The organism is Levilactobacillus brevis ATCC 14869 = DSM 20054, assembly GCF_001433855.1.
In the GTDB taxonomy this organism is placed as follows: domain Bacteria; phylum Bacillota; class Bacilli; order Lactobacillales; family Lactobacillaceae; genus Levilactobacillus; species Levilactobacillus brevis.
Genome location: NZ_AZCP01000002.1, coordinates 385,681 through 407,218, shown reverse-complemented (window position 1 = coordinate 407,218; position 21,538 = coordinate 385,681). Strand labels below are relative to the sequence as shown.

General features: G+C 47.1%; 24 protein-coding genes and 1 tRNA gene. 19 read left to right on the top strand and 6 right to left on the bottom strand.

All coding sequences use genetic code 11. The features are described from left to right. Positions 1-175 precede the first annotated feature (175 nt). Positions 176-3,526 (top strand): mucin-binding protein, encoded by a 3,351-nt coding sequence (locus FC61_RS05320; RefSeq protein ID WP_042516716.1) that lies wholly within the window; start codon positions 176-178, stop codon positions 3,524-3,526. 50 nt (positions 3,527-3,576) lie between these two features. Here FC61_RS05320 and FC61_RS05315 read toward each other — a convergent pair whose 3' ends face one another. Continuing rightward, entirely contained in the window at positions 3,577-5,232 is a 1,656-nt protein-coding gene (locus FC61_RS05315) for a peptide ABC transporter substrate-binding protein (RefSeq protein ID WP_225366106.1), read from the bottom strand. Positions 5,233-5,366: 134 nt separating this feature from the next. Here FC61_RS05315 and mutY point away from each other — a divergent pair, with 134 nt between their 5' ends. The 5 genes from mutY to FC61_RS05290 all read left to right on the top strand — a co-directional run bounded on the left by mutY (position 5,367) and on the right by FC61_RS05290 (position 8,523). Further along, the gene (gene mutY / locus FC61_RS05310; RefSeq protein WP_021741015.1) at positions 5,367-6,506 is read left to right on the top strand and encodes an A/G-specific adenine glycosylase; all 1,140 of its coding nucleotides are present in this window, start codon (positions 5,367-5,369) and stop codon (positions 6,504-6,506) included. 61 nt (positions 6,507-6,567) lie between these two features. Next, positions 6,568-6,888, top strand: coding sequence for a hypothetical protein (locus tag FC61_RS05305; RefSeq protein ID WP_011668623.1), 321 nt, complete (start codon positions 6,568-6,570; stop codon positions 6,886-6,888). A 12-nt stretch (positions 6,889-6,900) separates the two neighbouring features. Continuing rightward, positions 6,901-7,509 carry an alpha/beta hydrolase gene (locus tag FC61_RS05300; RefSeq protein WP_042516717.1) on the top strand — a complete coding sequence of 203 codons (609 nt, stop codon included), beginning with the start codon at positions 6,901-6,903 and terminating at the stop codon, positions 7,507-7,509. Between the two features lie 189 nt (positions 7,510-7,698). Next, the gene (locus FC61_RS05295; RefSeq protein WP_011668621.1) at positions 7,699-7,902 is read left to right on the top strand and encodes a cold-shock protein; all 204 of its coding nucleotides are present in this window, start codon (positions 7,699-7,701) and stop codon (positions 7,900-7,902) included. A gap of 381 nt (positions 7,903-8,283) precedes the next feature. Continuing rightward, positions 8,284-8,523: a cytochrome b5 domain-containing protein gene (locus tag FC61_RS05290; RefSeq protein WP_035465004.1), complete on the top strand. Its 240-nt coding sequence runs from the start codon at positions 8,284-8,286 to the stop codon at positions 8,521-8,523. An 87-nt stretch (positions 8,524-8,610) separates the two neighbouring features. Here FC61_RS05290 and FC61_RS12470 read toward each other — a convergent pair whose 3' ends face one another. Together FC61_RS12470 and FC61_RS05285 are read right to left on the bottom strand one after the other, a co-directional pair. Further along, entirely contained in the window at positions 8,611-8,760 is a 150-nt protein-coding gene (locus tag FC61_RS12470; RefSeq protein WP_011668619.1) for a hypothetical protein, read from the bottom strand. 108 nt (positions 8,761-8,868) lie between these two features. Continuing rightward, on the bottom strand, positions 8,869-9,186 hold the full coding sequence (locus tag FC61_RS05285; RefSeq protein ID WP_035465003.1) for a hypothetical protein: 318 nt from the start codon (positions 9,184-9,186) through the stop codon (positions 8,869-8,871). Positions 9,187-9,320: 134 nt separating this feature from the next. Between FC61_RS05285 and FC61_RS05280 the strand changes: the two genes are divergently transcribed. From FC61_RS05280 to FC61_RS05270, 3 genes are all read left to right on the top strand, one after another. Next, positions 9,321-9,394 (top strand) — tRNA-Arg (locus FC61_RS05280). A gap of 136 nt (positions 9,395-9,530) precedes the next feature. Beyond that, positions 9,531-10,223, top strand: a complete 693-nt coding sequence (locus FC61_RS05275; protein WP_021742658.1) for an NAD(P)H-dependent oxidoreductase — start codon at positions 9,531-9,533, stop codon at positions 10,221-10,223. Then, positions 10,216-10,395 (top strand): hypothetical protein, encoded by a 180-nt coding sequence (locus FC61_RS05270; RefSeq protein ID WP_011668616.1) that lies wholly within the window; start codon positions 10,216-10,218, stop codon positions 10,393-10,395. The genes FC61_RS05275 and FC61_RS05270 overlap by 8 nt, the downstream gene beginning before the upstream one ends. Positions 10,396-10,500: 105 nt before the next feature. Here the strand turns inward: FC61_RS05270 and thiD are convergent, their stop codons facing one another. Beyond that, positions 10,501-11,316: a bifunctional hydroxymethylpyrimidine kinase/phosphomethylpyrimidine kinase gene (thiD, locus tag FC61_RS05265; RefSeq protein WP_024526398.1), complete on the bottom strand. Its 816-nt coding sequence runs from the start codon at positions 11,314-11,316 to the stop codon at positions 10,501-10,503. A gap of 208 nt (positions 11,317-11,524) precedes the next feature. Here thiD and FC61_RS05260 point away from each other — a divergent pair, with 208 nt between their 5' ends. Then, positions 11,525-11,821 carry a hypothetical protein gene (locus tag FC61_RS05260; protein ID WP_024526399.1) on the top strand — a complete coding sequence of 99 codons (297 nt, stop codon included), beginning with the start codon at positions 11,525-11,527 and terminating at the stop codon, positions 11,819-11,821. Positions 11,822-11,850: 29 nt separating this feature from the next. Continuing rightward, positions 11,851-13,089: a cytosine deaminase gene (gene codA, locus FC61_RS05255; protein ID WP_021742654.1), complete on the top strand. Its 1,239-nt coding sequence runs from the start codon at positions 11,851-11,853 to the stop codon at positions 13,087-13,089. Positions 13,090-13,132: 43 nt separating this feature from the next. Here the strand turns inward: codA and FC61_RS05250 are convergent, their stop codons facing one another. Further along, complete coding sequence (locus FC61_RS05250) at positions 13,133-13,612, bottom strand: hypothetical protein (protein WP_011668612.1); 480 nt, start codon at positions 13,610-13,612, stop codon at positions 13,133-13,135. Positions 13,613-13,885: 273 nt separating this feature from the next. Here FC61_RS05250 and FC61_RS05245 point away from each other — a divergent pair, with 273 nt between their 5' ends. The 6 genes from FC61_RS05245 to FC61_RS05220 all read left to right on the top strand — a co-directional run bounded on the left by FC61_RS05245 (position 13,886) and on the right by FC61_RS05220 (position 19,344). Beyond that, positions 13,886-14,680, top strand: coding sequence for a ribonuclease H family protein (locus FC61_RS05245; protein WP_021742653.1), 795 nt, complete (start codon positions 13,886-13,888; stop codon positions 14,678-14,680). A gap of 113 nt (positions 14,681-14,793) precedes the next feature. Beyond that, entirely contained in the window at positions 14,794-15,273 is a 480-nt protein-coding gene (locus FC61_RS05240) for a VOC family protein (protein WP_021742652.1), read from the top strand. A gap of 83 nt (positions 15,274-15,356) precedes the next feature. After that, complete coding sequence (locus tag FC61_RS05235) at positions 15,357-15,965, top strand: sugar O-acetyltransferase (RefSeq protein ID WP_021742651.1); 609 nt, start codon at positions 15,357-15,359, stop codon at positions 15,963-15,965. A 401-nt stretch (positions 15,966-16,366) separates the two neighbouring features. Then, positions 16,367-17,947, top strand: a complete 1,581-nt coding sequence (locus tag FC61_RS05230; RefSeq protein ID WP_011668608.1) for a BCCT family transporter — start codon at positions 16,367-16,369, stop codon at positions 17,945-17,947. 110 nt (positions 17,948-18,057) lie between these two features. Continuing rightward, a complete protein-coding gene (locus FC61_RS05225) occupies positions 18,058-18,516 on the top strand; it encodes a universal stress protein (RefSeq protein WP_021742650.1) in 459 nt (152 codons plus the stop codon). 135 nt (positions 18,517-18,651) lie between these two features. After that, entirely contained in the window at positions 18,652-19,344 is a 693-nt protein-coding gene (locus tag FC61_RS05220) for a beta-phosphoglucomutase family hydrolase (RefSeq protein WP_035465000.1), read from the top strand. Here the strand turns inward: FC61_RS05220 and FC61_RS05215 are convergent. Beyond that, a complete protein-coding gene (locus tag FC61_RS05215) occupies positions 19,283-19,675 on the bottom strand; it encodes a DUF488 domain-containing protein (RefSeq protein ID WP_015474234.1) in 393 nt (130 codons plus the stop codon). The two genes, FC61_RS05220 and FC61_RS05215, sit on opposite strands and share 62 nt — an antisense overlap. 61 nt (positions 19,676-19,736) lie before the next feature. On the opposite strand from FC61_RS05215, the gene FC61_RS05210 reads away from it, so the two are divergent. Both FC61_RS05210 and FC61_RS05205 read left to right on the top strand, forming a co-directional pair. Next, positions 19,737-20,369 (top strand): DNA-3-methyladenine glycosylase, encoded by a 633-nt coding sequence (locus tag FC61_RS05210; RefSeq protein WP_015474233.1) that lies wholly within the window; start codon positions 19,737-19,739, stop codon positions 20,367-20,369. Between the two features lie 53 nt (positions 20,370-20,422). Further along, entirely contained in the window at positions 20,423-21,277 is an 855-nt protein-coding gene (locus tag FC61_RS05205; RefSeq protein WP_035464999.1) for a helix-turn-helix domain-containing protein, read from the top strand. Positions 21,278-21,538 lie beyond the last annotated feature (261 nt).

Genomic DNA, 21,538 nt, shown 5'->3' with positions numbered 1-21,538 from the left:
TCGATTTTTATTTTTGAGAAAATAAGTTGACTAGTTATATTTTTATTATTCTCATCATGTTGAACACGGGCTAAAAAGCAATCGATTTAGTGTTAGTCATATGTACAAAAATTTTTGGCCTAACTAATCTATCTAACTTATATCTATTACAGGTTTGAATTTTGGAGGTAGAATCATGCGGAATCGTTTAAATAAGATGGGACTAGAAGGTAAGACGCACTATAAACTTTATAAATCGGGGCGAAACTGGATAGCTGCTGGTATCACTGTATTTTCAGTTGGGATGGGTTTGGCCTTTAGCCAAACTGATCAGGTACAAGCAGCAACTAATACAAGTGCTGATGAGGTCGAAAATAGTGCTACTGTCAGTTCTAGTTCACCGACAGAAACTAAAAATACAGTCGTGTTGAACGCCAGCAGTGCGGCCGCAACAGCCACTGCAGCTAGTAAAGATGATGCCGCTGTGGCGACATCCGCTATAACTACTGGAGATAGTCAATCGACAGCAACTTCGGCAGCTTCAACCAGTCGTGCAGTGTCAGGGGCTGCTACGGAAGCCGCTGCCTCTGACTCGGCAGCAACACAACCAACGGCCTCAAATGCGGATAGTCAAAGTGCAGAGAACACCCGTGGGTCGGCGGTAAGTGATACTACCAGTCAGGCAGCTGCTAGTCAGGAAAGTCAGCAAGTTGCTGGAACTACTGATAATGCCGATAGTGACGCTGCTTCTTCGGTTACCACAGCGGCGAATACGAACGCTATGCCAATGACGAATCGTATCACTAGCCGAACCATGAAGACCGCAGCTTTGGCTAGTGAAGCTGAGGCAAAGCCCACCGTATCGTTAGTAACTACGGGGACTGTGGCGATGAACTATGGCGATGCGTCGCTGGCGGATCTAGAATCTCATATTAGTTCTCCAGCTGAGACGCCGGCTAATGACGTCGCTTACTATATTCAAGATGCAGCGGGCAATTACTTAGAAGATGTGAACGGAAACAGGGTCAATTTACTATATGCGCTTTTTTTGGATTCTACTGAGGTCAATGATTACGTTGATGTTGTGTATACTGATGAACAGGGGCAGGTCACGAAGTATTCCGGAGATGTGGACCTTTCAACGCTTACTCAAGTTGGTAGCTATACAGTGACGATTAATGATGCGGGAAAAGCTGCGATGAGCCAGGTTATGCAAGGCTATAATGCTTACGATACCACGACCAGTAATTTGAATAACTTTGTCCCCACCTTTTCAACTGGGGCCGCCGATTATAGCTTTACAGTTAACATTGTCCCCATAAAGATCACAGCCACCACTGGTGTGAACGGGTTAACTATGCTTCGGCCATCACAAGCGTATACGGGATCATTAACAATGATACCGTTAGTCACCGTTAAAAATTCAGAAAAGAAAAATGTCCTTCAAATTAGCAACGGCGAAATTGACTATGCCGCCGAAGACGTTGTTGGCAAGGCCGGTCAAAGTATTTTAACGCCGGCAGACTTTACTTATACGTATCAAGGTACCGAAACTAACTTGACCGGGGCGGACACTGGCAAATATACAATTACCCTTAATAACGCTGGTCGGAAGGCAGTTCAAGCTGCATTGGGGTCAAATTATATTCTAGATGATACAGCAACTTTCACCACGACCGGTACGGTGCAAGCCGCTGATCTCGGATTAACGATAGCCAGTGATACAGTGACCTATAATGGTCAGGCTCAGGGAACATCTGTGGCTGTAACGAACGGAACCGCGTATGATCACTTTGACTTTACCACGACGAACGGCAAAGACGTCGGTACCTATGACGACCTGACTTACGCCTTAACGGATACTACGCAAGCAGCAATTTTAACTAAGAATTACAACGTTGCCACGACGGATGGGACGTTGGTGATTACGCCGGCAGATCTGACAGTCACGGTCAACAATAATAATGTGATTTATGACGGCCGAGCACAGGGAACGACTGCCACTGTTACGAGTGGGACGAACTACGATGATTTAGCGTTTACTGCCGTTGCGGCAGATGGCAGTGGTGCGACGGCTTATACAAAGGTTGGTACGTATGCCATGACCGGGATCACGGCGGCTGATACCAGTAATTATCAAATCTCGTATGTCAATGGGACGTTGACAGTTGATCCTGCCAAAGCAACAATTACGATTTCCAACCAGGTCTATTGGGCTGACGGAACGCAAAAGAATTTGATGGCGGTGGTTACCGGGACTGTTAATGGCGAGACTTTGAAGTATCGTGTGACTGACGGCATGAGTGCGGTTGGAACTAAGACAATCACGGCCACTCCTGACGCCAACGATTCGGTGAATAAAAACTATACAATCTCAGTCATTCCCGGCACCTTGACCATTGGGGATATTGCGGTTAAGTACGTTTACGAACATGTCGATGCTAACGGTGAGACTCAAGTAGATGCTACGGAAACTGGTACGGCGACACATGCTACGGACGCAACGGCCACGGACTATTTGACCTACACGACGGCAGCCAAACCCAAGACGGGCTATACGTTAGCGCCCAATACTGGACTAGCCTATAATGGCACGTTAACTGATCAGGGTGGGACCGTGACATATCTTTATTTAGCCAAGAATGCAACGGCGACGGTGACGTATATTGATACCACGACTGGTAGCGTCCTTTATACTGAAAATCTGACAGGCATGCTTGATACGCAGTCCAGTTACCAAACGGCTGATACGATTGCTAATTATGTGAAGAAAGGCTACGTACTAGTGAGCGATGACTATCCAACTTCAGGTACTATTTTCAGCAAAGATGGTACTAACTATACTGTTCGGTTAGCTCATGCGACTGACGTAACACCAGAGACTAAGACGGTTACGCAGACAGTGCATTATCAGGATAGTACGGGCAAACCACTACACGCGGATACGGTCAACACGATTACCTTTACCCGGACTAAAGTGGCGGATCGGGTTACCGGTGAAGTTACTTATAGTGAGTGGTCATCCAGCAAGAACGGTAATGCTTTTGATGTTGTCTCGGCGCCAAACATTTCTGGCTATCAGCCAGATACAGCGGCGACGCAGGCTGTAATAGTCACACCAGCTAGTGCCGATGATGTTCAGACCGTGACGTATTCAGCTGAGGCGTCTGGTATTGGGTATGATGTGATTAATCCCCAAAATCCAGGTGACCCAATAGCCGAACCAGAACCCTATGGACCGTTTGACGGAACTAAAAAAGTAAAAACGGGCGATACGGCTAAATCAGTTAATAAGCAAAGGGTAGTTAAAGCGGGGGCTGCTGTTCGAACTGCTGGCAAACAGACAGTTAAGCTGTCGGCGGCCAAGTCAGTCAAGCCGGTCAAGACACAAGCAGATGCAAACCGAGTTAACCTTACCGAGACTAAGCGTTTGCCACAAACTGGTGAGGCACAATCTCATACAGAAACGGCGGGACTAATTGGATTAGGCCTAGCGACATTGTTAGCCGGGCTGGGGTTAGGCCGTAACCGGCGAAAAGAAGATTAAGCATTAAAAAGAATGCCACTCACCAGCTGATGAGTGGCATTCTTTTGGTGTCACTTCACAAAGTAAGCGCCCTTGAAGTTCGATTGCGTGCCGACGGTATTGTATTGTACGCCGTTAAGCTTAGGATTAATCAAATAGGTGCTGGCGGGTTGAAGTAGTGGGGTGACGCTTTGATTCTTCATGAGCACACCCTCAGCCTTCAACAGGGTATTCCAGCGCCGGTTGTTGAAAGCAGGGGCATTGCTAGCCTGGGCAATCAGACGGTCATAGGTCTGATCAGACCAGCTACCGGCGTTGGCGGTATTTGTGCTGGTAAAGAGGGCAAGCATCGATAACGGGTCAGCGTACTGGGCGTACTTGGTGGTCAATGACAAATCCGTTTTGGCTGGTGGGGTAGCTTGATCATATGACCAGCCACGTTTCTTTAACTTAATTGTCAGGCCCGGAAGTTGACGCATCAATTGTTGTCGTAGAGATCGGGCAATTTTGCCACTGTATTCGGCATCTAGATAGCCTAAGGTCAAGGTGATCCGTTTGAGATGAGCCCGTTTAAGTGCCGCTTGCCACTCGCGTTTGGCGAGGGCAGGATTATAGGCGAGTGTTTCTTGTTCCGGTTGTGCCGCCGCAAAGTCTGCCGTACCGCGTTGTCCGCGACTCAGACCGGCCGGGACCACGCCTTGGGCTGTCAATGAGGTTGCGCCGTAAGATTTTTGGCTTAGTCGCTTGCGATTAATCGCGTGAGAAATGGCCAAGCGCGCATTTCGCTGGGCAATCAGTTGGTTCACTTGAGACCGCGATCCTTGCTTACGATAACTGATGAGGACCATTCGCGAGTATGGCCGTGCCGTATAGGCAGCTTGCTTTTCGTAGAGCTTAATATTCGCTGCACTTTGAAGGCGAACTTCATCTAAACGGCCGTTGCGGTAATCATCCCAGGTCTTTTGCCAGTTACGATAAACGGTCACATTAATCCGTTGGAGGTAGACGTGTTCTCGATCCCAATAGTGGGGATTGGGAACCATGTGCCAGTGTTTGGCGGTATTTCCTTTCGCTGAAACCATGAAGGGACCAGCGTAGACTTGATATTGTGGCTTGGTGGCGTATTTTTTTCCGAATTTATGGGCGACCCGTTCGTTTTGAGGTCCAAATAACGGATAGGTCAGTCGCTGTGGTAGTTCGGCCATGGGATGGTCGAGATGAACGACTAGAGTGAACTTATTCGGCGCACTGACGCCAAGTTTTCGCGCTGGAAGTTGACCATCGAGAATTTGCCGAGCATTGTGAATACCGACAAATAGATCCGCGTTGGGAGCTTTAGTCCGCGGTGATAGGGCCCGACGCCAGGAAAAGACAAAATCTTTAGCGGTAATGACGTCACCGTTACTCCAATAAGAGTCCTTCCATAACGTGAAGGTATAGGTTGTCTTGCGGGCGTTTATTTTTACCTTTTTGGCGAGTGCTAATTCAGCTTGGCCCTCACCAGTAGTCGAATAGAGTCCCTCAATTGTATTGTTTAACCGACCGAATTCAGCCATTTTATCCGTATCTAAGGTAGCTAATGGCCGGAATGTCGACAAATTCAGCACTTGTCGTTTCGTCATAACGCCTTTACTATCACTTTTTGAGGTGGTTTCCTGCGCCATCGTGCAGCCGGCTAGGCCACTGCAGATCACGGCTAATATAAAAAAGAATCCCCAACGTTTCACTTTACCACTCCGTTATTTAGCTTATTTCTTCCCTGATAATAGGGGACGCCAGCGACCGCGTCAAGCTTTACTTGTGGTCAATGATAGAATTCGCTAGAATAAGGAAAATACTTTGAGAAAAGAAGGACGACAACATGGAAAAGTGGTCGACAGCGACCATTCGCGAGTTCCGACAAACGCTACTGGCTTGGTACGATCGTGAAGGTCGGGATCTGCCGTGGCGACATGATCAAGACCCGTATCACGTCTGGGTAAGCGAAATTATGCTTCAGCAGACACAGGTTCAAACGGTGATTCCGTATTATCTAAACTTTATGGCGATGTTTCCGACGGTAGCTGATCTGGCCAAAGCACCAGAGGAACAACTGCTAAAGGCCTGGCAAGGGTTGGGGTACTATTCACGGGCCCGTAACCTTCAACGGGCGGCGCGGCAGTTAGTCGATGATTACCGGGGAGAATGGCCCCAAACGGCGGCTGAATTGCTAGATTTAACCGGTATCGGTCCGTATACAGCAGGCGCTATTGCCAGCATTGCGTTTGGTGAAGTCGTGCCGGCAGTGGATGGCAATGCCTTTCGGGTCTTTTCCCGATTATTACTGATTGATGCTGATATTGCTAAACCGCAAACGCGAAAGCTCTTTGAACAGGTGATTCAGCCGATCGTTGACCCACAACGTCCGGGCGCCTTTAATCAGGCGATTATGGATTTAGGATCAAGTTATATGACGGCTAAGAATTCTGACCCAGCGCATTCACCCGTGCGGGCATTCGATGCGTCGTATCGTGAAAATTGCGTGGCTGATTTTCCAGTAAAGACTAAGGCACCACGGCCACGACCGGTTCCTTATTATGGTTTGATTGTGACGTCACCCGCTGGGTATTTGATGGTGCAACGGGATGCAACACAAATGCTCACGGGGTACTGGACGTTTCCGCTGATTCAGCAAGCGGATTTACAAGACGCAACTGACCAGCAACCGGCGACGCTCCAGACTGATATAGCGCACCTGGAACAACGGTTTATGACCGACTATCAATTGCCCATCACACTGACACCCTTGAGCGGTCAACCGGTGAGTCATACCTATACGCATCAACGGTGGCAGGTCAAACTACTGGTCGCTGAATTGTCATCAGCAGCGGATTTGACGTTTTATCCTGGAAAATGGGTAGCGGCATCGACCATTAAGACGTTGCCCTTGCCTAAAGTTCAGGAGAAACTGATGACGCGGTACCAAAATCAGGGGCATCCGGCGGCTTTTAAGCAGAACTAGTTTGCCTGACCGTGGTTTTGCAGTATCATCAAGGTAAACGAGAATTCGAGGGGGGATTATCGTGCAAACGATTTTTGATGTGTTAAAGCACGTATCCATTAATCATCAAGAAGTAGAGAGCCCACAGGTAGTTGTGACGGATGAAGCTGGCAAGCCTAATGGCCTATTGACGGATCTATTGCATGACTTGATCAACAATGCCTTATTATTTGTGACGCTGGCTGACCTGGCCTCAGCCGATGAGCTGATTGCCCGTTTAGAGACGCACACACCACTCCCAGCCGATGTGCTGGCTGAGTACCAAAAAATCTTATCAGAGCCGTGTTATGGGCTTAATTTTGCGCCACAGAAGGGCAAAATTGAATTAATCGTCCATCGTTAGGAGGCGCGCAGGATGGCTGAGCTGATTGAAACGATGCCTGGTGCGAATACAGAGCCCCCGGTGTTGTTACTACAGGGAACGGGGGGGACTAATCAAGAAATGCTGGCTTTTGGCCGGCGATTAGCCCCGCAAAGTCCGTTAATCACAATTGCCGGGCGACAGGGTGAAGGCCAACAGCGACAATATTTTTCGCAAACGGCTGCGGGCCCCGTGGATGACCAACAAGTCCAAATGGAATCATTATGGTTGGGACAGACGGTGCAGCAAGTGTGCCAGTCACGACATTGGGATGCCACGCGATTAATTACAGTCGGTTACTCTAATGGTGCAGCAATGGCGGCTTACGGTCTCCAATCGGGGCACCTCCCGGGAAAAACAGCTGTGTTATTTCGACCTTTGTGGCTGACGGCGCCGCAACCACAGCACCGAACGGATTATCAAGTTTGGTTATCAGCAGGCAAACATGATCCACTGGTGACTGTCGCCACCGTCCAACGAGTTGCAGCGGCCTGTCAAAAAATTGGGGCAACCACGACCCTAGAAATGACGGGTGGGACACATCAGCTAACCCCGCAAGAAGTCTTGGCTGCACGGACTTGGCTAATGGTAAACGCTTTATAGGGTACGCTAAAATCATCTACTTTTTTAAAACTTTGTATTTGCTATTCTGCGAAATACCTGTTATCCTATGGTTAATGTATTTATGGTTCGGAAGTTTTAAAGGCTCGACGTTCTTTAAGAATGGCTCCTTTTTACCCCAGCTTTCAAATGCAAATATTATTGCGCTATGCGCATGGAGGTTTCATTCTTATGGAACAAGGTACTGTTAAATGGTTCAACGCTGATAAAGGTTACGGCTTCATCACTTTGGAAAACGGCTCAGACGTTTTCGTTCACTTCTCTGCTATCAACAGTGAAGGCTTCAAGACTCTTGAAGAAGGCCAACACGTATCCCTTGATGTAGAACAAGGCGACCGTGGCCCACAAGCTGCTAACGTATCAGTTGTTGACTAATTTTTAGTCCAACTTGAGTCGTTATAAAAACCCACCATCTTCGGATGGTGGGTTTTTTGTATGTCGTAGATTTTAATTAATGCTTAGTCGTTCGTTAAAAGTACAAGGTTGACCCTTAGTGTTTGTCAGGAAAGTCATTGGAGGAGAGGGAAAAAGTGACAAATACTATTTGGTTGTTTCAGAAGATAACCACCACTTAAAGGGATGGGTCAACCGGCAATACATCGTGTCTTATAACGAGGTATTAGGTAATTTTGGTGTCGACCAAGATTAGCGTAGTGGTAAATAATGGCAGCTTATTTATCACTTGAAAGATGAATTAGTTGTGTTCCGGCACCAGTCAGCTTATTATTAAGATAAATATTTAAGGTGGTGGCTGATGTGAGTGAACGAGTATTTAATCAAGCAACGTTAGCAAAGTATGATGGGCAACAGGGGCAACCCGCTTATGTAGCAGTGGACGGTGTTGTCTACGATGTTACGGGCGTGGAAGCTTGGGCTGGTGGCAAGCATCATGGTAATTTAGCTGGTCAAGAATTAACGGCAGTTATTGATGGGAAGTCACCCCATGGACGTAAAGTGCTGGCTAAGTTGCCGGTTGTCGGGAAATATGAAGCGTAATTGGATTATCGGAGGTCAGGGTAGATGCCTTGGCCTATTTTTGTGCAAAAGAAAAACGCCTAGCCGTGGCTAAGCGTTCACCAAAAGTTAACTTAATCGGCGATTAGATTCATCATGGAATTTATCACCGGTTGCCAGATGCTTGCTCTTTTTACGAAAGGCATCGCGATTATCTAAGTAAAGTTGACTCACACCCGCAATTAAAATAATCATTAAAATGGCAATGACTGCATACATAGCAATTCCCCCCGTTAACATTAGGTTACAGATATATTATCCTAATGTTACAAACAGATTGCAAGACGAATGCTCAAATTATTAGAAATTCTTGATAATTTTTGAGGGTTATTTAGAGCTGCTTTGATGAGTGACAGACTGAGATGCCTTAGACTCGGACGCTTTTTTGGCGGATTCTTTCTTTTGCTGGTGCTTTTTCTGTGCCTTGCGGACTTGATTGGAGACTTGGTTAGTCGGACTAACGGTCTTCTTGCCAGACAGGTTGGAGACGGGGTAGGCGATAAGCAGAACCACAGCGGCAATAATTAGATACTTAATATTTTGCTTACGTTCACCCAATGCCTGAGTGATTTGGAAAAAATAATAGATTAAACTAATGGCAGCAAAAAAGACGACAATTTCTGCGGCAATATGAACGATTCCCAAGGGAAACCCTCCTTTATGATAGTAGCTTAACTGTACTGGAAGCACTAAAGGGTGTCAACTGAACAATATCTGTGATTGACACGTTCTCACTGCTTCTCTATAATTAAAGAGTTCTTGGTCTTAGACCAGATGAGGTCGCAATAGCTCAGCTGGATAGAGCAACGGTCTTCTAAACCGTAGGTCGAGGGTTCGAATCTCTCTTGCGACATAAGGGTGGCGTTAGCAGTGATGCTGACGCCTTTTTTGTTGAATTTATGATTAGACGCATGCCAATTTCTGCCGTCTGCGGGCTGAGTATGCTACAGTAGAAAGGACAATTTTAACCAAAAAAGGAGTGTGTTAACGTGACCACGTTAGTCTTAGTATCGCACCCACACTTAGCAGATTCGACTAGTCAACAATTTTTAAAGGCTAGTATCAACAGTGATGAGGTACTGTGGGAACACATCGAGAGTCAAGCGACCATAGATATTGAAAAAGAACAGGCGCAGTTGCGTCAAGCGGACCGAATCATTTTACAATTCCCGTTATACTGGTATGCCGCACCGGCCGGATTGAAGCAGTGGGAAGATACGGTACTAACGCGGACCTTTGTGTACGGCGATCATCGTTATCCCTTGGCTGGTAAGGAACTCGGAATAGTCGTAACCACTGGAATGCCGGCCAAGGCGTTTCAACGCGGCGGGGCTGAGCAGATTACGTTAGATGCGGCCTTGGCACCGTTAGCCGCTGTAGCTAACCGGGCAAGGATGAAGTGGTTACCAACTTTTGCCATTCACCAGTTTGCTTACTTAGATGAACCAGCAAAGCTACAACTGGTTGTCGATTACCAGCGCTATCTGACGCAAACGCAACCGGATAGTTTGCAAAATAAGCAGGCGTGGTTTGCCCAACATTTACCAGCCATGATTGAACGGTTGCCGCTAGAACAGCAACAGGCTGGGCAACTGATTCTAACGGCATTTGAGCAGCAGCAAACGGACTTAGAAGCCCTTACAGACACCTTAGGTTTGATTAAGGAGCAAGAAGATGACTGAACAATCGCAATGGTTACGCGAACAGATTGAAGACTTAGCAGTGCGCCAGTCGCAATTCACCGATCGCGCTTTTTGGTTGGCACTCAGCCGGCTCGTTCAAGAGCAAGGTCGGCGTCAGGAACAATTGGAAGGGGAAATTGATGGGCGTACGTGGCGCCCCGATCGCTGGTAGAATTAGACTTAGTTGAACTTATTGATAAAAGTATCAAAAGTGGCGGCCGTTATCTTCGACCGCCACTTTTAGCAGATAATTTAATGTTGTTTAACCGAAGCCTTACTAGAAATTGCGTTTCTGGGCAGCCCAGTGATTAATGGGACCAAATTTATGACCAACTTCGATGGGCTGACCAATGGCGGTGTTGACAAATTGTTTCGCAATTTCAATTGCGCGCTTCATGGGCGTGCCCTTGGCAAGCTCGGCCGTAATGCAGGCAGATAAGGAGTCTCCCGTCCCGTTGACTCGGTCGGTTGGGTGATAAGGTTCGCTCAGCCAAAAATCTTCGCCGGTTTCTAGCAAAATGTAATCACGAACTGTGGTCTGATTGGTTTGGTTGTGACGGCCTTTGGCAACAATATTTTTGGCCCCCATTTTCTGCATTTTTTTAGCAGCCACCATCATATCTTGATCGGAATGAATCGACATTTCGGCAATCTTTTGTACTTCATAGAAGTTGGGGGTGAGTACCGTTGCGAGGGGGAGCAGCTCTTGGCGAAGTGTGGTAAAGGCACTTTCTTCTAGCAGTTGGTTGCCATGCTTGGTCATGATCACGGGATCAACGACTAGGGGACCAAAGTCGGCCGCCCGATAGTTTTTGACAACGGTTTTAATTAGCGTCGAGTCGGCCAACATGCCAGTCTTGGCCGCCCGAATGTGATAATCAGTCGCTAGGTCAGCAAATTCTTGGTCGATGAAGTCGCTGGGCATGGCGACGCTGGCGTGAATGCCGTAAGAGTTACCAGCGACACAGGCGGTAATGACTGATGTACCGTAGACTTGCCGTGCAAAGAAGGTGTGCAAATCGGCTTGCATGCCAGCACTACCATCGCTATCAGAACCCGCGATGGTGAGCGCTTGAGGATATTCGTTTGTCATGAGTAAAGGGCCTCCCAGATAAAATTTAGATAGCCTCAGCATAGCATAGGTCTCATAAAAAGTGTTGATGGAGCGAGTACAAAGATATTTATGATGGCAGTTAGGGAACTTTATCAGGCCACCATAACCACGTTAATTGAACCGGTCAATTTACCAGAACCTGTCTAATCGTGGTATAGTCGCTAGTAAAGAGACTGGGGGGAGCAACGTGAAAGCAGGCTGGGCGGTAATTGGGTGGAGTATCTTCGGTGGTGTGGCAAGTTGGGTGGCGTTAGTCGGGTGTCTTGACCAAATTTATCGGGTCATTCCGTCTGAACCGTTGACTTTAGCGTTCGGATTGGGCTTAACTGTGATAAGCTTAGTAGGGATCGTTCATTCAGCGCGGCGGGGACCCTGGTGGTGTCTGGTACCGGCGACGGTGGCGGCAATAGCCGTCATTGCTGGCGTGATCACCGACAGCACTCTGTTGTTACTGGGACTAACGATACCAGGATTTTATTCTTAGTGAAGCTTACAGGAGGTAGGTTAACGCGCATGTTAATTCAACAAGGGCTCATTGAAAATGCAACGCAGCCACAGGATATTCGGATTGAAGATGGCAAATTTACGGCGATTGCCGATCATTTAACGCCGCAAGATCATGAACAGGTGATCGATGCAACGGGTAAATTGATTTTGCCACCATTCGTTGATCCGCACGTCCATTTAGATAGTACCATGACGGCAGGGGACCCAGAATGGAACCAGTCCGGGACATTATTTGATGGTATTCGGATTTGGTCAGAACGTAAGAAGACGTTGAGTATTGAAGACGTTAAGACTCGCGCACGCCAAGCATTGGAGCTACAAGCTTCTCATGGGGTTCAGTTTGTTCGGTCACATGTTGATGTGACCGACCCCAACTTGACAGCCTTGAAGGCTTTAATCGAGGTTCGTGATGAGGTTAAAGATTTTATCGAACTTCAGTTAGTGGCTTTCCCGCAAGAGGGAATTTTATCATTTCCACATGGTAGGGAATTGATGGAGCAGGCTGCGAAACTCGGCGTTGATGTGATTGGCGCCATTCCGCATTTTGAGTTTACGCGAGAGTACAGTGTAGCGTCCCTACATTTTGCGGTTGAATTGGCGCAAAAGTATGGCAAATTAGTCGATGCCCACTGTGATGAAATTGATGATCCAGCCTCACGGGGCTTGGAAACATTGGCGACTTTGGCCTTGGAAACGGGACTAGGCGATCAAGTGACTGCCAGTCATACCACTGCCATGGGGTCTTACAACAACGCCTACGCTTACAAGCTGATGCGGTTGTTGCAAATGTCTCACATCAATATGATTTCTAATCCGTTGATTAACACGCATTTGGGTGGTCGGTTTGATACGTATCCTAAGCGTCGGGGCTTAACGCGGGTTAAGGAATTGAATGAGGCCGGCGTCAATGTGGCCTTTGGTGAGGACGATATTAAGGACCCTTGGTACCCAATGGGTGATGGTAATATGCTGGATGCCTTACACATGGGGATTCACGTGACACAGATGATGGGTTATGATGATATCTTAAATTCCTATCAATTCGTGACCACTCACGGTGCCAAGGCCATGCACGTGACGGACCATTATGGTTTAACGGTCGGCAAGCCCGCCAACTTAGTTGTGATGAACAATGACAACTTCTACAATGCCTTAAACCAACGGTCAGAAGTGCTTTATTCCATTCATCAGGGTCGAGTAATCGTCAATACTGATCCCAAGCAAGTGCACTTACATTTGAATTAATCATAAAAATGAGTCAGAGATTATAATCTCTGGCTCATTATTTTTAACTCTTCTTTTTAGCGTGCTTGACCTTCTTGACGGCCGTTACACTAACCGGCTTAGCCGCAGCAACTGGCTTTTTGTGTTCATGATGCTGGGTTCGTAGTTGTTCTTTTAAAACATCAATCTCGGCCATATGTTCGGTTTTCCATTCCTGATAGGTACTGGTTGAATCAGTATCGTTGGGTTTTAACCCAGTGTTCAACCAAAAACAGGCCTCAGAAAGACTGGGAAAGTTATGAATCCACAGCGTCTGGCCGTTGTCAGAATCAAAGGCAACGTAGGAGCGGAAATGCTTCTTCAAGAACGTATGGCGACGAATCTTAAAGGCCTCACGCTTACGGGTTAGCCGATAGTCTGGTAAGATGTACTGACCGGAACTGGCTAGTTGCGGAAAACGTTCGTCGCGTTGGTCGCGCTGGTCCTTTAGCATGGCCCGGGCTTGATCGACGGTTATGATGGTTGCTTGAATCGGATTCTTCATGAAAAACCCCCTCTAAAAATTGAAAAAAATGGTCATAATGATGTTTTCCGGTCAATAATCCACACCTTCTAGGTTAGCATAATCGAAAAGTTATGGAAACAATTTACCCCTTGAAATGGCAGAATTTCTAGATAATTTAATTTTTTTGAAAAAACTGGGAGACTCAGTGACGCGATTGGCATCGAGTTCATAAAATGTGTAATGAAAAATGGGCCAGTATTAACTTTAAAATATGGTAAACTAATTTAGATTAAGTTGAAAGCAGGGGTATAAGTGGCACAAAAATACTATGCAGTCAGAAAAGGAAAGAAGCCAGGAATCTATCGGACTTGGCCGGAAACCCAACGTCAAGTTAGTGGTTTTTCTGGCGCCCAATATAAGAGCTTTACCACCCAAGCCGAGGCAGAGGCCTTCATGAACGGGCAGAGTACGACTCAGCGTTCCAAGCCAGCCCAGTCAGTCGGTGCAACGACTACTGTGACAGCGGCAACGATTACAGTCTATACCGATGGTGGTTCCCGGAATACGGGAAACGTGGCTGGCGGTCACGTGAAAACCGGAGATAAGGCCGCTTGGGCTTACCGCATTGAACTACCCGACCAAGTAGTGACGGGATCTGCTGGTGAATTTGGGGCTAGCAATAACCGAATGGAAATTATGGCCTTTCGCAATGCCTTACAGCGGCTAGTTGCATTAGAAAAGACACAGGAATCAATTCAATTTATTTTAGATTCACGGTACGTCCTCAATGCGGTCACACAGGGCTGGTTGGCTGGTTGGAAACGGCGTGGCTGGCGGCGGAGTGCGGGACCATTAGCTAATGCAGAGTTGTGGCAAGACGTTGATCGACTGCTCCCCCAGTTTTCACAGTTAAGTTACCAATGGACTAAGGGGCACGCTACGAATCAAGGTAATGTCTTTGTCGATCATTTATTGAACCAGACGATGGACCAAATGACGGTTGACGAACCAACGGGAAAGTCGGCGGCCGGCCGTCATCAATACTCGGATCAGTCAGTTGCAGACATTGCCCGGAGCTTGCAAGATCTACCACTTGACGATAATTAAGGGTATAATAGCGACTAGAGATTAAATGCGGTGTTGTCTCGTGGGGGTACTGATTCAACTTTTAGAGAATCAGGCGAGTTTCAAAAATTTAGTATGCGAATGGGGTACCAACGATGCAAGCAAAGTTAATTCCATATTTGGAATTTGAAAATGCCAAAGAGGCGATCGTGTATTATCAGTCCGTCTTTGGTGCAACCGATGTTTACCGTGTTAGCCCAACCGCGGCTGAAGCGGAACGGTTTGGCCTAGAACCCACGGTAGATTTAGAAAAGATGACAATGCGCGGCGGTTTTCGGATCATGGGATTGGATATTCAATGTGCCGACGCCTTAATGGGGCAACCCACATCTTCGACACTAATCTCACTGATGCTGGCGGTGGATGAGAATGACAGCGACAGCGTTAAGGCATTGGCCGCGCTCTATCAAAGGCTAGTCAAATCAGATGTGAAGGTTATTAGCCCCTTTACTGGGCAAACAGTTGGGGGCAAGATGGGGCAAATCGTGGACGCTTACGGGATTACGTGGATTTTACGTGAACAACCCATGACGCCACCGCTGGAAACGGCAACTATTACCAATCAGATTAATTAGGGATGTTGTGACGGGCTTGTTCCGTCACTTTTTTTGTCCACAAAAGCAAAGTGGTATGATGATTACAGAGGAGTGATTGATAAATGACAACAGAACGGGAAAAAATGACGGCTGGGCAACCATATAATCAATTTGATCCAGAACTGATCAACCGGCGCGTCTTGGCCCGAAAAACGTTGCAAACGGCTAATCAACTGGCAGATAACGATGCTCGTATGGCGGCTTACCGTCAATTATTACCAGATGTTGGTCCAGATTTCTTTGTGGAGGCCAGTTTTACGTTTGATTACGGCTGGAATATTCACATCGGTGATCATTTTTATGGTAATTACGATATGACGTTCTTGGATACTTGTCCGATTACGATTGGTAGTCACTGTTACTTTGGCCCCAACATTGGCTTATATACGCCAGTTCACCCTTTGAACGCGATGGCCCGCAATGCGGATGTCGAAATGGGTGCCCCAATCACAATTGGGGATAATGCTTGGCTAGGGGGTCGCGTGACCATTTTACCTGGCGTGACGTTAGGGAACAACGTGGTTGTAGGCGCTGGTTCGGTTGTAACGAAGTCCTTTGGGGATAATGTGGTGATTGCGGGTAATCCAGCTCGAGTGATTAAAGAAATTGATAACAGTGAAATGGGTAACGCACAAGCACGTCAGCAATGGCCGGATCAATTGGGTCATTAACTTGGCAATGGTCATTTAAAAAGTTGCGATTAGTGATGAATAATTTGACTTGAAACTGGACGTTCTGCGGGAAATGACAAATTCTCATTGAATTCTTAGATTCCTATGATAACTGGCTATGTAACCGGTTTATTTTCAATAGAAAAAACTTATCCATGAGCAAGATTTTACTAATTGATGAGCCTGCGTATAATAAGACATGGATATCGCTTTAAAAGATTTCGCAGGCAATTTGTATTTAACGGTAATGCGCTGTACAGGTGGCTCGGCTAACGACCCTGGAACTGCGCTTTTTTTGTACCGTCTGCGCCGCGATTCATCCGCTGAAAGTTTGACTTTCAGGAAACAAATGAGGAGGATTATTTATTTTAGCGCGTAAAAATATTGATAAGTTAGTATTCGTGCCAACCATCGTGTTATTTATTCTCGCGTCAGCTATCTTTATTTTTGGTGGTAGTCAATTACAGACCACTTTGAGTTCATTACTGAACTGGATCGATACGAACATGTCGTGGGCTTATCTGATGGTGTACGTCGTCAACTTTTTATTTTTTATGTATTTGGCATTTGGTAAGTTTGGTAAAGTGAAATTGGGCGATCCCGATGACAAGCCCCACTACAGTAACTTTCAGTGGGGAAGCATGGTGTTCGCCACGGCGATTGATGCCAGTATCTTGATGCTGTCGATTGTTGATCCGTTGCGATATGTGCAGCACCCCGCTTTTGGCGCCAAGCCATTTTCGAGTGCGGCGTATAGCTCTGCTCACATGTTGGGCCAATTTAATTGGGGGCCGATGGCGTGGATGATGTTTGCGCCAGCAACCATTGCGATTGCCTATGTGTTATATGTGAAGCATGGGAAGGTTCAACGTGTCAGTGCGGCAATTACTAGTCTGCAAGGCGATAGCAAAGGAAAAGTTGTGGCACGCCATGTCATTGACTTCCTCGTGGTCTTTGGGATCATGGGCGGGATTGGCTCATCTGTCGGAATGGAAATTCCGATTATCTCTAAGGTGCTAAGCCGACTTACCGGTGTTCAAGATAATTTAATGCTAAAGATTGAACTCTTCGTGATTCTCTTTATTTTATTTGCAGTCACAGTATTCCATGGCTTAAACGGTGGAATTAACCGGCTAAGCTCTGCCCATATTTGGACTGCACTGGGCTTATTAGCCATTATCTTGGTCTTAGGACCCACTATTTATATTTTAAATTCAGAAACGAATAGCTTGGGCTTGATGGCTCAAAAGTTTGTTTCAATGTCAACGAACACCTTGCCTAATGGTGGCGGCGGGAGTACTGCCCAACAAGAAACCATCTTTTATTGGGGCTGGTGGTTGTCATACATGCCAGTTATGGGATTGTTCATCGCCCGAATTTCTAAAGGGCGGACCATCCGTCAGGTTTTAGTAGGAATGTTAACTTACGGAGCTTTGGGCTGCATGAGTTTTTATGCCATCTTTGGTGGCTACTCACTGTGGTTACAACGGACAGGTGCCGTCAACCTGGTACATATCTTAAATACACAGGGCCAAGCTGCCGTTGTGGCAACAGTCATTGCGACCTTGCCATTTAAGATGATTATCTTAGCCTTGTATTGTATCTCTTGCTTTATTTTCTTGGCTACAACCATTTCATCTTCAGCGTTCATTGTTTCTTCCTTCACCAGCTTACATTTGGATGACGGGCAAGAACCAAGTCGTTGGAATCGAATGATTTGGGTGGTTGTGTTCATCTTCTTCTCCTTCGGTATTGTGATGGTCGGTGGCTTCAAGACAGTCCAGACGGTTTCAACGATTGCGGGCTTCCCACTCATGGTAGTCTGCTTACTGTTACTACATTCCATCTGGCACATGTTAGCGGCAAAGCCCAAGCCAGTACCAGTGGTGGTTCCTCAACCGGTGGTTATTCGCCGGATTACAGTTGAATTACCCCGGGCAGTGCGTGGACCGATGATTTTATCACCCGACCATGCTAATTAATCATGAATCGCGGTAAAAAAAGGCCGGTTTAACCGGCCTTTTGTGTCCCAATTTTCAAATGAGATATGATACAATTAAGCCGAATCATCCAGATGGAGGGAATTTAATTTATGGCAGATGAAAGTGATAGTCCATTAGTCTTTCGCCGGATTTTGATTACGATTGATGAAGACGACCGACCGTCAACCAGCCGGGCATTCCGGTTTGCTTTGACGTTGGCGCATGATTACCAGGCCCACTTGGGTATTGCGTCAGTTTTAGAAAGTAATGATATTAGTATTTATGAATCATTGATGCCGGCTAAGTTAAATGAAAAGCGGGAGCATCTCAAAACAATTGTCCAAGAATATGCGGCGAAGGCCGAGGCATTTGGGGTTGAGCATGTTCGACCAATCATTGCTGAGGGCGGCGATGTGGATGATGTGATCTTGCAAAAGATTGTCCCAGATTTCCAACCAGATTTGATTGTGTGTGGTGCTGACGTGGACTTTGCGAGTCATGGTCATCCAGGTGCCATTGGCTTGCGGTTGACTAAAAAGGCCGACGTTTCGGTCATTGTCATTCGTTAGGGTTGCAAAAAGTGGCTCCGCGAAATCTAAATGGATTTCACGGAGCCTTTTTGATGCGACCAACTCGTTTGGTCAGTGGGTCATTTGGTGTATAATGTAAGCTAAATGAAACGCTTTCAAAAGGAGGAGACGTCGATGAAACAGCCAGTCGTTCAGGGTTTTCTATTCGATTTACATGGGGTTATTGCTGACTCTTGGCAATATCATTTAGCCTCATGGCGAGCAATTGCTGATGAGTTGCATATCCCGTGGACCGACCATTTGACAGCGGTCCTACCCGGAATGAGTCGGGCGGATTCGCTAGAGACCATCTTGGCAGCGGGAAAGCAACAGACGGCATTTACGGTGGCACAGCGTCAGTCACTGACCGATCATGAGAATGCTTTGTACAAACAGTACGTGGCTGAGCTGACACCAGCTAACCGCTTGCCGGGTGTGACCGCTTTTTTGGATGAAATTGTGGCTGCTGGGTATCCGATGGCGTTAGCGTCCGCCTCCACGAATGCGCCAGCAGAGATTGCCCACCTCGGCTTAACGGATTATTTCACGCACATTGTTCCGGCGGGGAGTCTTAAAGCCAGTAAGCCAGCGCCGGATGTTTACCTTGCGGCCGCCGGTCTCTTAGGATTGCCGCCTGAACGGTGTGTGGCCTTTGAAGATACCGTGACGGGAGTTCAAGCCGCACGGGCAGCGGGGTGCTTAACGATTGGAATCAATTCGCAGCCACTTCCAGGCGTCACCGCACAGCTGACGAGTACTCAGGAGCTTAGTCTTGTAACCGTTCGGCGGGTACTTTCCCAGCCAATTGGGTCTTCAAAAAGTCTTTAAGCACAATTGCTTGGTTATGAGTCTCGTCCTTGGCCCCAAAGAGAAGGATGACGTCTTGTTTGGCGACTTGGGTTGCGATGACCTTCAAGAAATCCGGAAGTGCTGGGTTAGCTTGTAACTCAGCGCGATACTTGGTCTGAAATGCGGCAAACCTTTCGGGGTCGTGATTAAACCATTTCCGTAGGTCGGTGCTCGGACCAATCGCTTTCTCCCAAGTATCAAGTTGGGCATTAACTTTTGAGATGCCCCGTGGCCATAATCGATCAACTAGCACGCGAAATCCAGTTAAGTCAGCAGGTTTCGTGTAGATTCGTTCACACTTAATTGCCATTTAAAATCATCTCCATACGGTTAGTGTACCATAGTCTAAAAGAAAGCGAGCGACTGCGACAATGTCTTTATTAGCCGATTTTTTTACCGGGCGGCCCACTGAACAAATTACACAAGAGTTGTTGGGGCATGAATTAATTTATCAAACACCAGCTGGAATCATGAGCGGCTGGATTGTAGAAGCAGAAGCTTATTTGGGAGAACAGGATACCGCGGCGCATGCGTTTAATGGCCGGTATACGGCCGCAAATGCGGCACTGTACGATGATCCTGGGACCATCTACATTTATGTCTTACGGGGCTATTACATGTTAGATGTGGCAACCCAAGCGAATGGTATTCCCCAAGGAATCTTAATTCGGGGGATTGAACCGAACCGCGGGATTGAGTTGATGCAGACCCACCGAGATAAACCGTTACCTGATCTGACCAATGGGCCGGGAAAATTAACGGCGGCCTTAGGTTTACAATCTAAAGCGTTGAATCGGACACCGTTGGGTGCACAGAATCTAACGATTACGCCAACGGTTACGCGGCACCCACGTCAGGTTATGGCTACCTCACGAGTAGGGGTCAGTGCTGGGAGTTGGCAGGACAAGCCACTCCGTTATACTGTTGCGGGGAATCCGTTTGTTTCTGATAGTCGGAAACGGGATTGGGATCGAGAAAATCATGGCTGGCAAATGCCCCATTAGTCTCACGAAATTTGTTATAATAGGCCGATAATGTTTAAGGGATGGCTGACTTCATGAATATTGATATTTTCATTGAAACGCGTAAACGGCTTCACCTATCACAAAACCAATTAGCTACTGGAATCTGTACGCAGGCAACGCTAAGTAAGTTTGAGCGTAACGGCAAGGTGCCATCACTCAAAATTTTACTGCAACTATGTGATCGTTTGGAATTGACGCTCAATGACCTATTTCCGTTGAATCATGATGAAGATTCGGTGCGGTCGCGGACGCTAGAGGAAGCCGAGTTTCAGCTACTGGTTGAGGAGTACGATCAGGTAAGAGCCAACTTGGCCAAATTGGGTGATCCCACGAAGGGAACCTCGACATTTCAACTCCGTTTTTACTTTATCCGAGGATATGTGACCGCATTGAGTGGCGGCACTATTGCGGATGCGCTCTACGATTTTTCCCAAATTTTAAATCGCTTGGACGAAGGTCATCATTCAATGTACACGCTGCTGGCTTATACGGGAATGGGACTGGCCTACAGTCAAGAAGGGGATCTGGATGCAGCGACCTTTTACTTTAATAAGGGCGCTAGCCAAATTCACCAGACCACTTTTAAAAACCGCCACAATATCTGGCGAACGCTGAACATTATCTATTACACTGGCCAGTTCCTTGGCGAAACGGGTGAGGTGGCACGTAGTAACGATCTACTTAGCTATGGCGTCGAAATCTGTAAGGACTACCATGTGACGTATTATTTGGCACGGATTTTGTATCAACGAGCGCGCAATTATCGGCAGACCAATGGCGCAACTGCCCAGATTACGCAAGACATTCAGGATGCGGCGGCGTTCGCTCGTTTGAACCGCAACACAAAACTACTAGCCCAGATTGCGGCTTTCAATGCGGGGGCATAGGTAACGGCTAATGAAATCGTCTGTCCCACTAGGTTAGGGCGGCTAAAGCAATTACTTTTTAGTCTCAATTGTCCGCCCTTTGGTCGCGGAAAATGGGCTGGAACGTACCGGACACGACTTTAAGCCAAGTAACTCGCTTGTCTTAAAGCTCGGTCTTATCCTAAGCGCGCTAAAAACGCGCGCCAAGGATAACGACGGTACTGAGCCCATTTGTCGCTTCCCGCCGGGCTACTGTGGTGTGTGGCGTGGTCGATCGCGTTG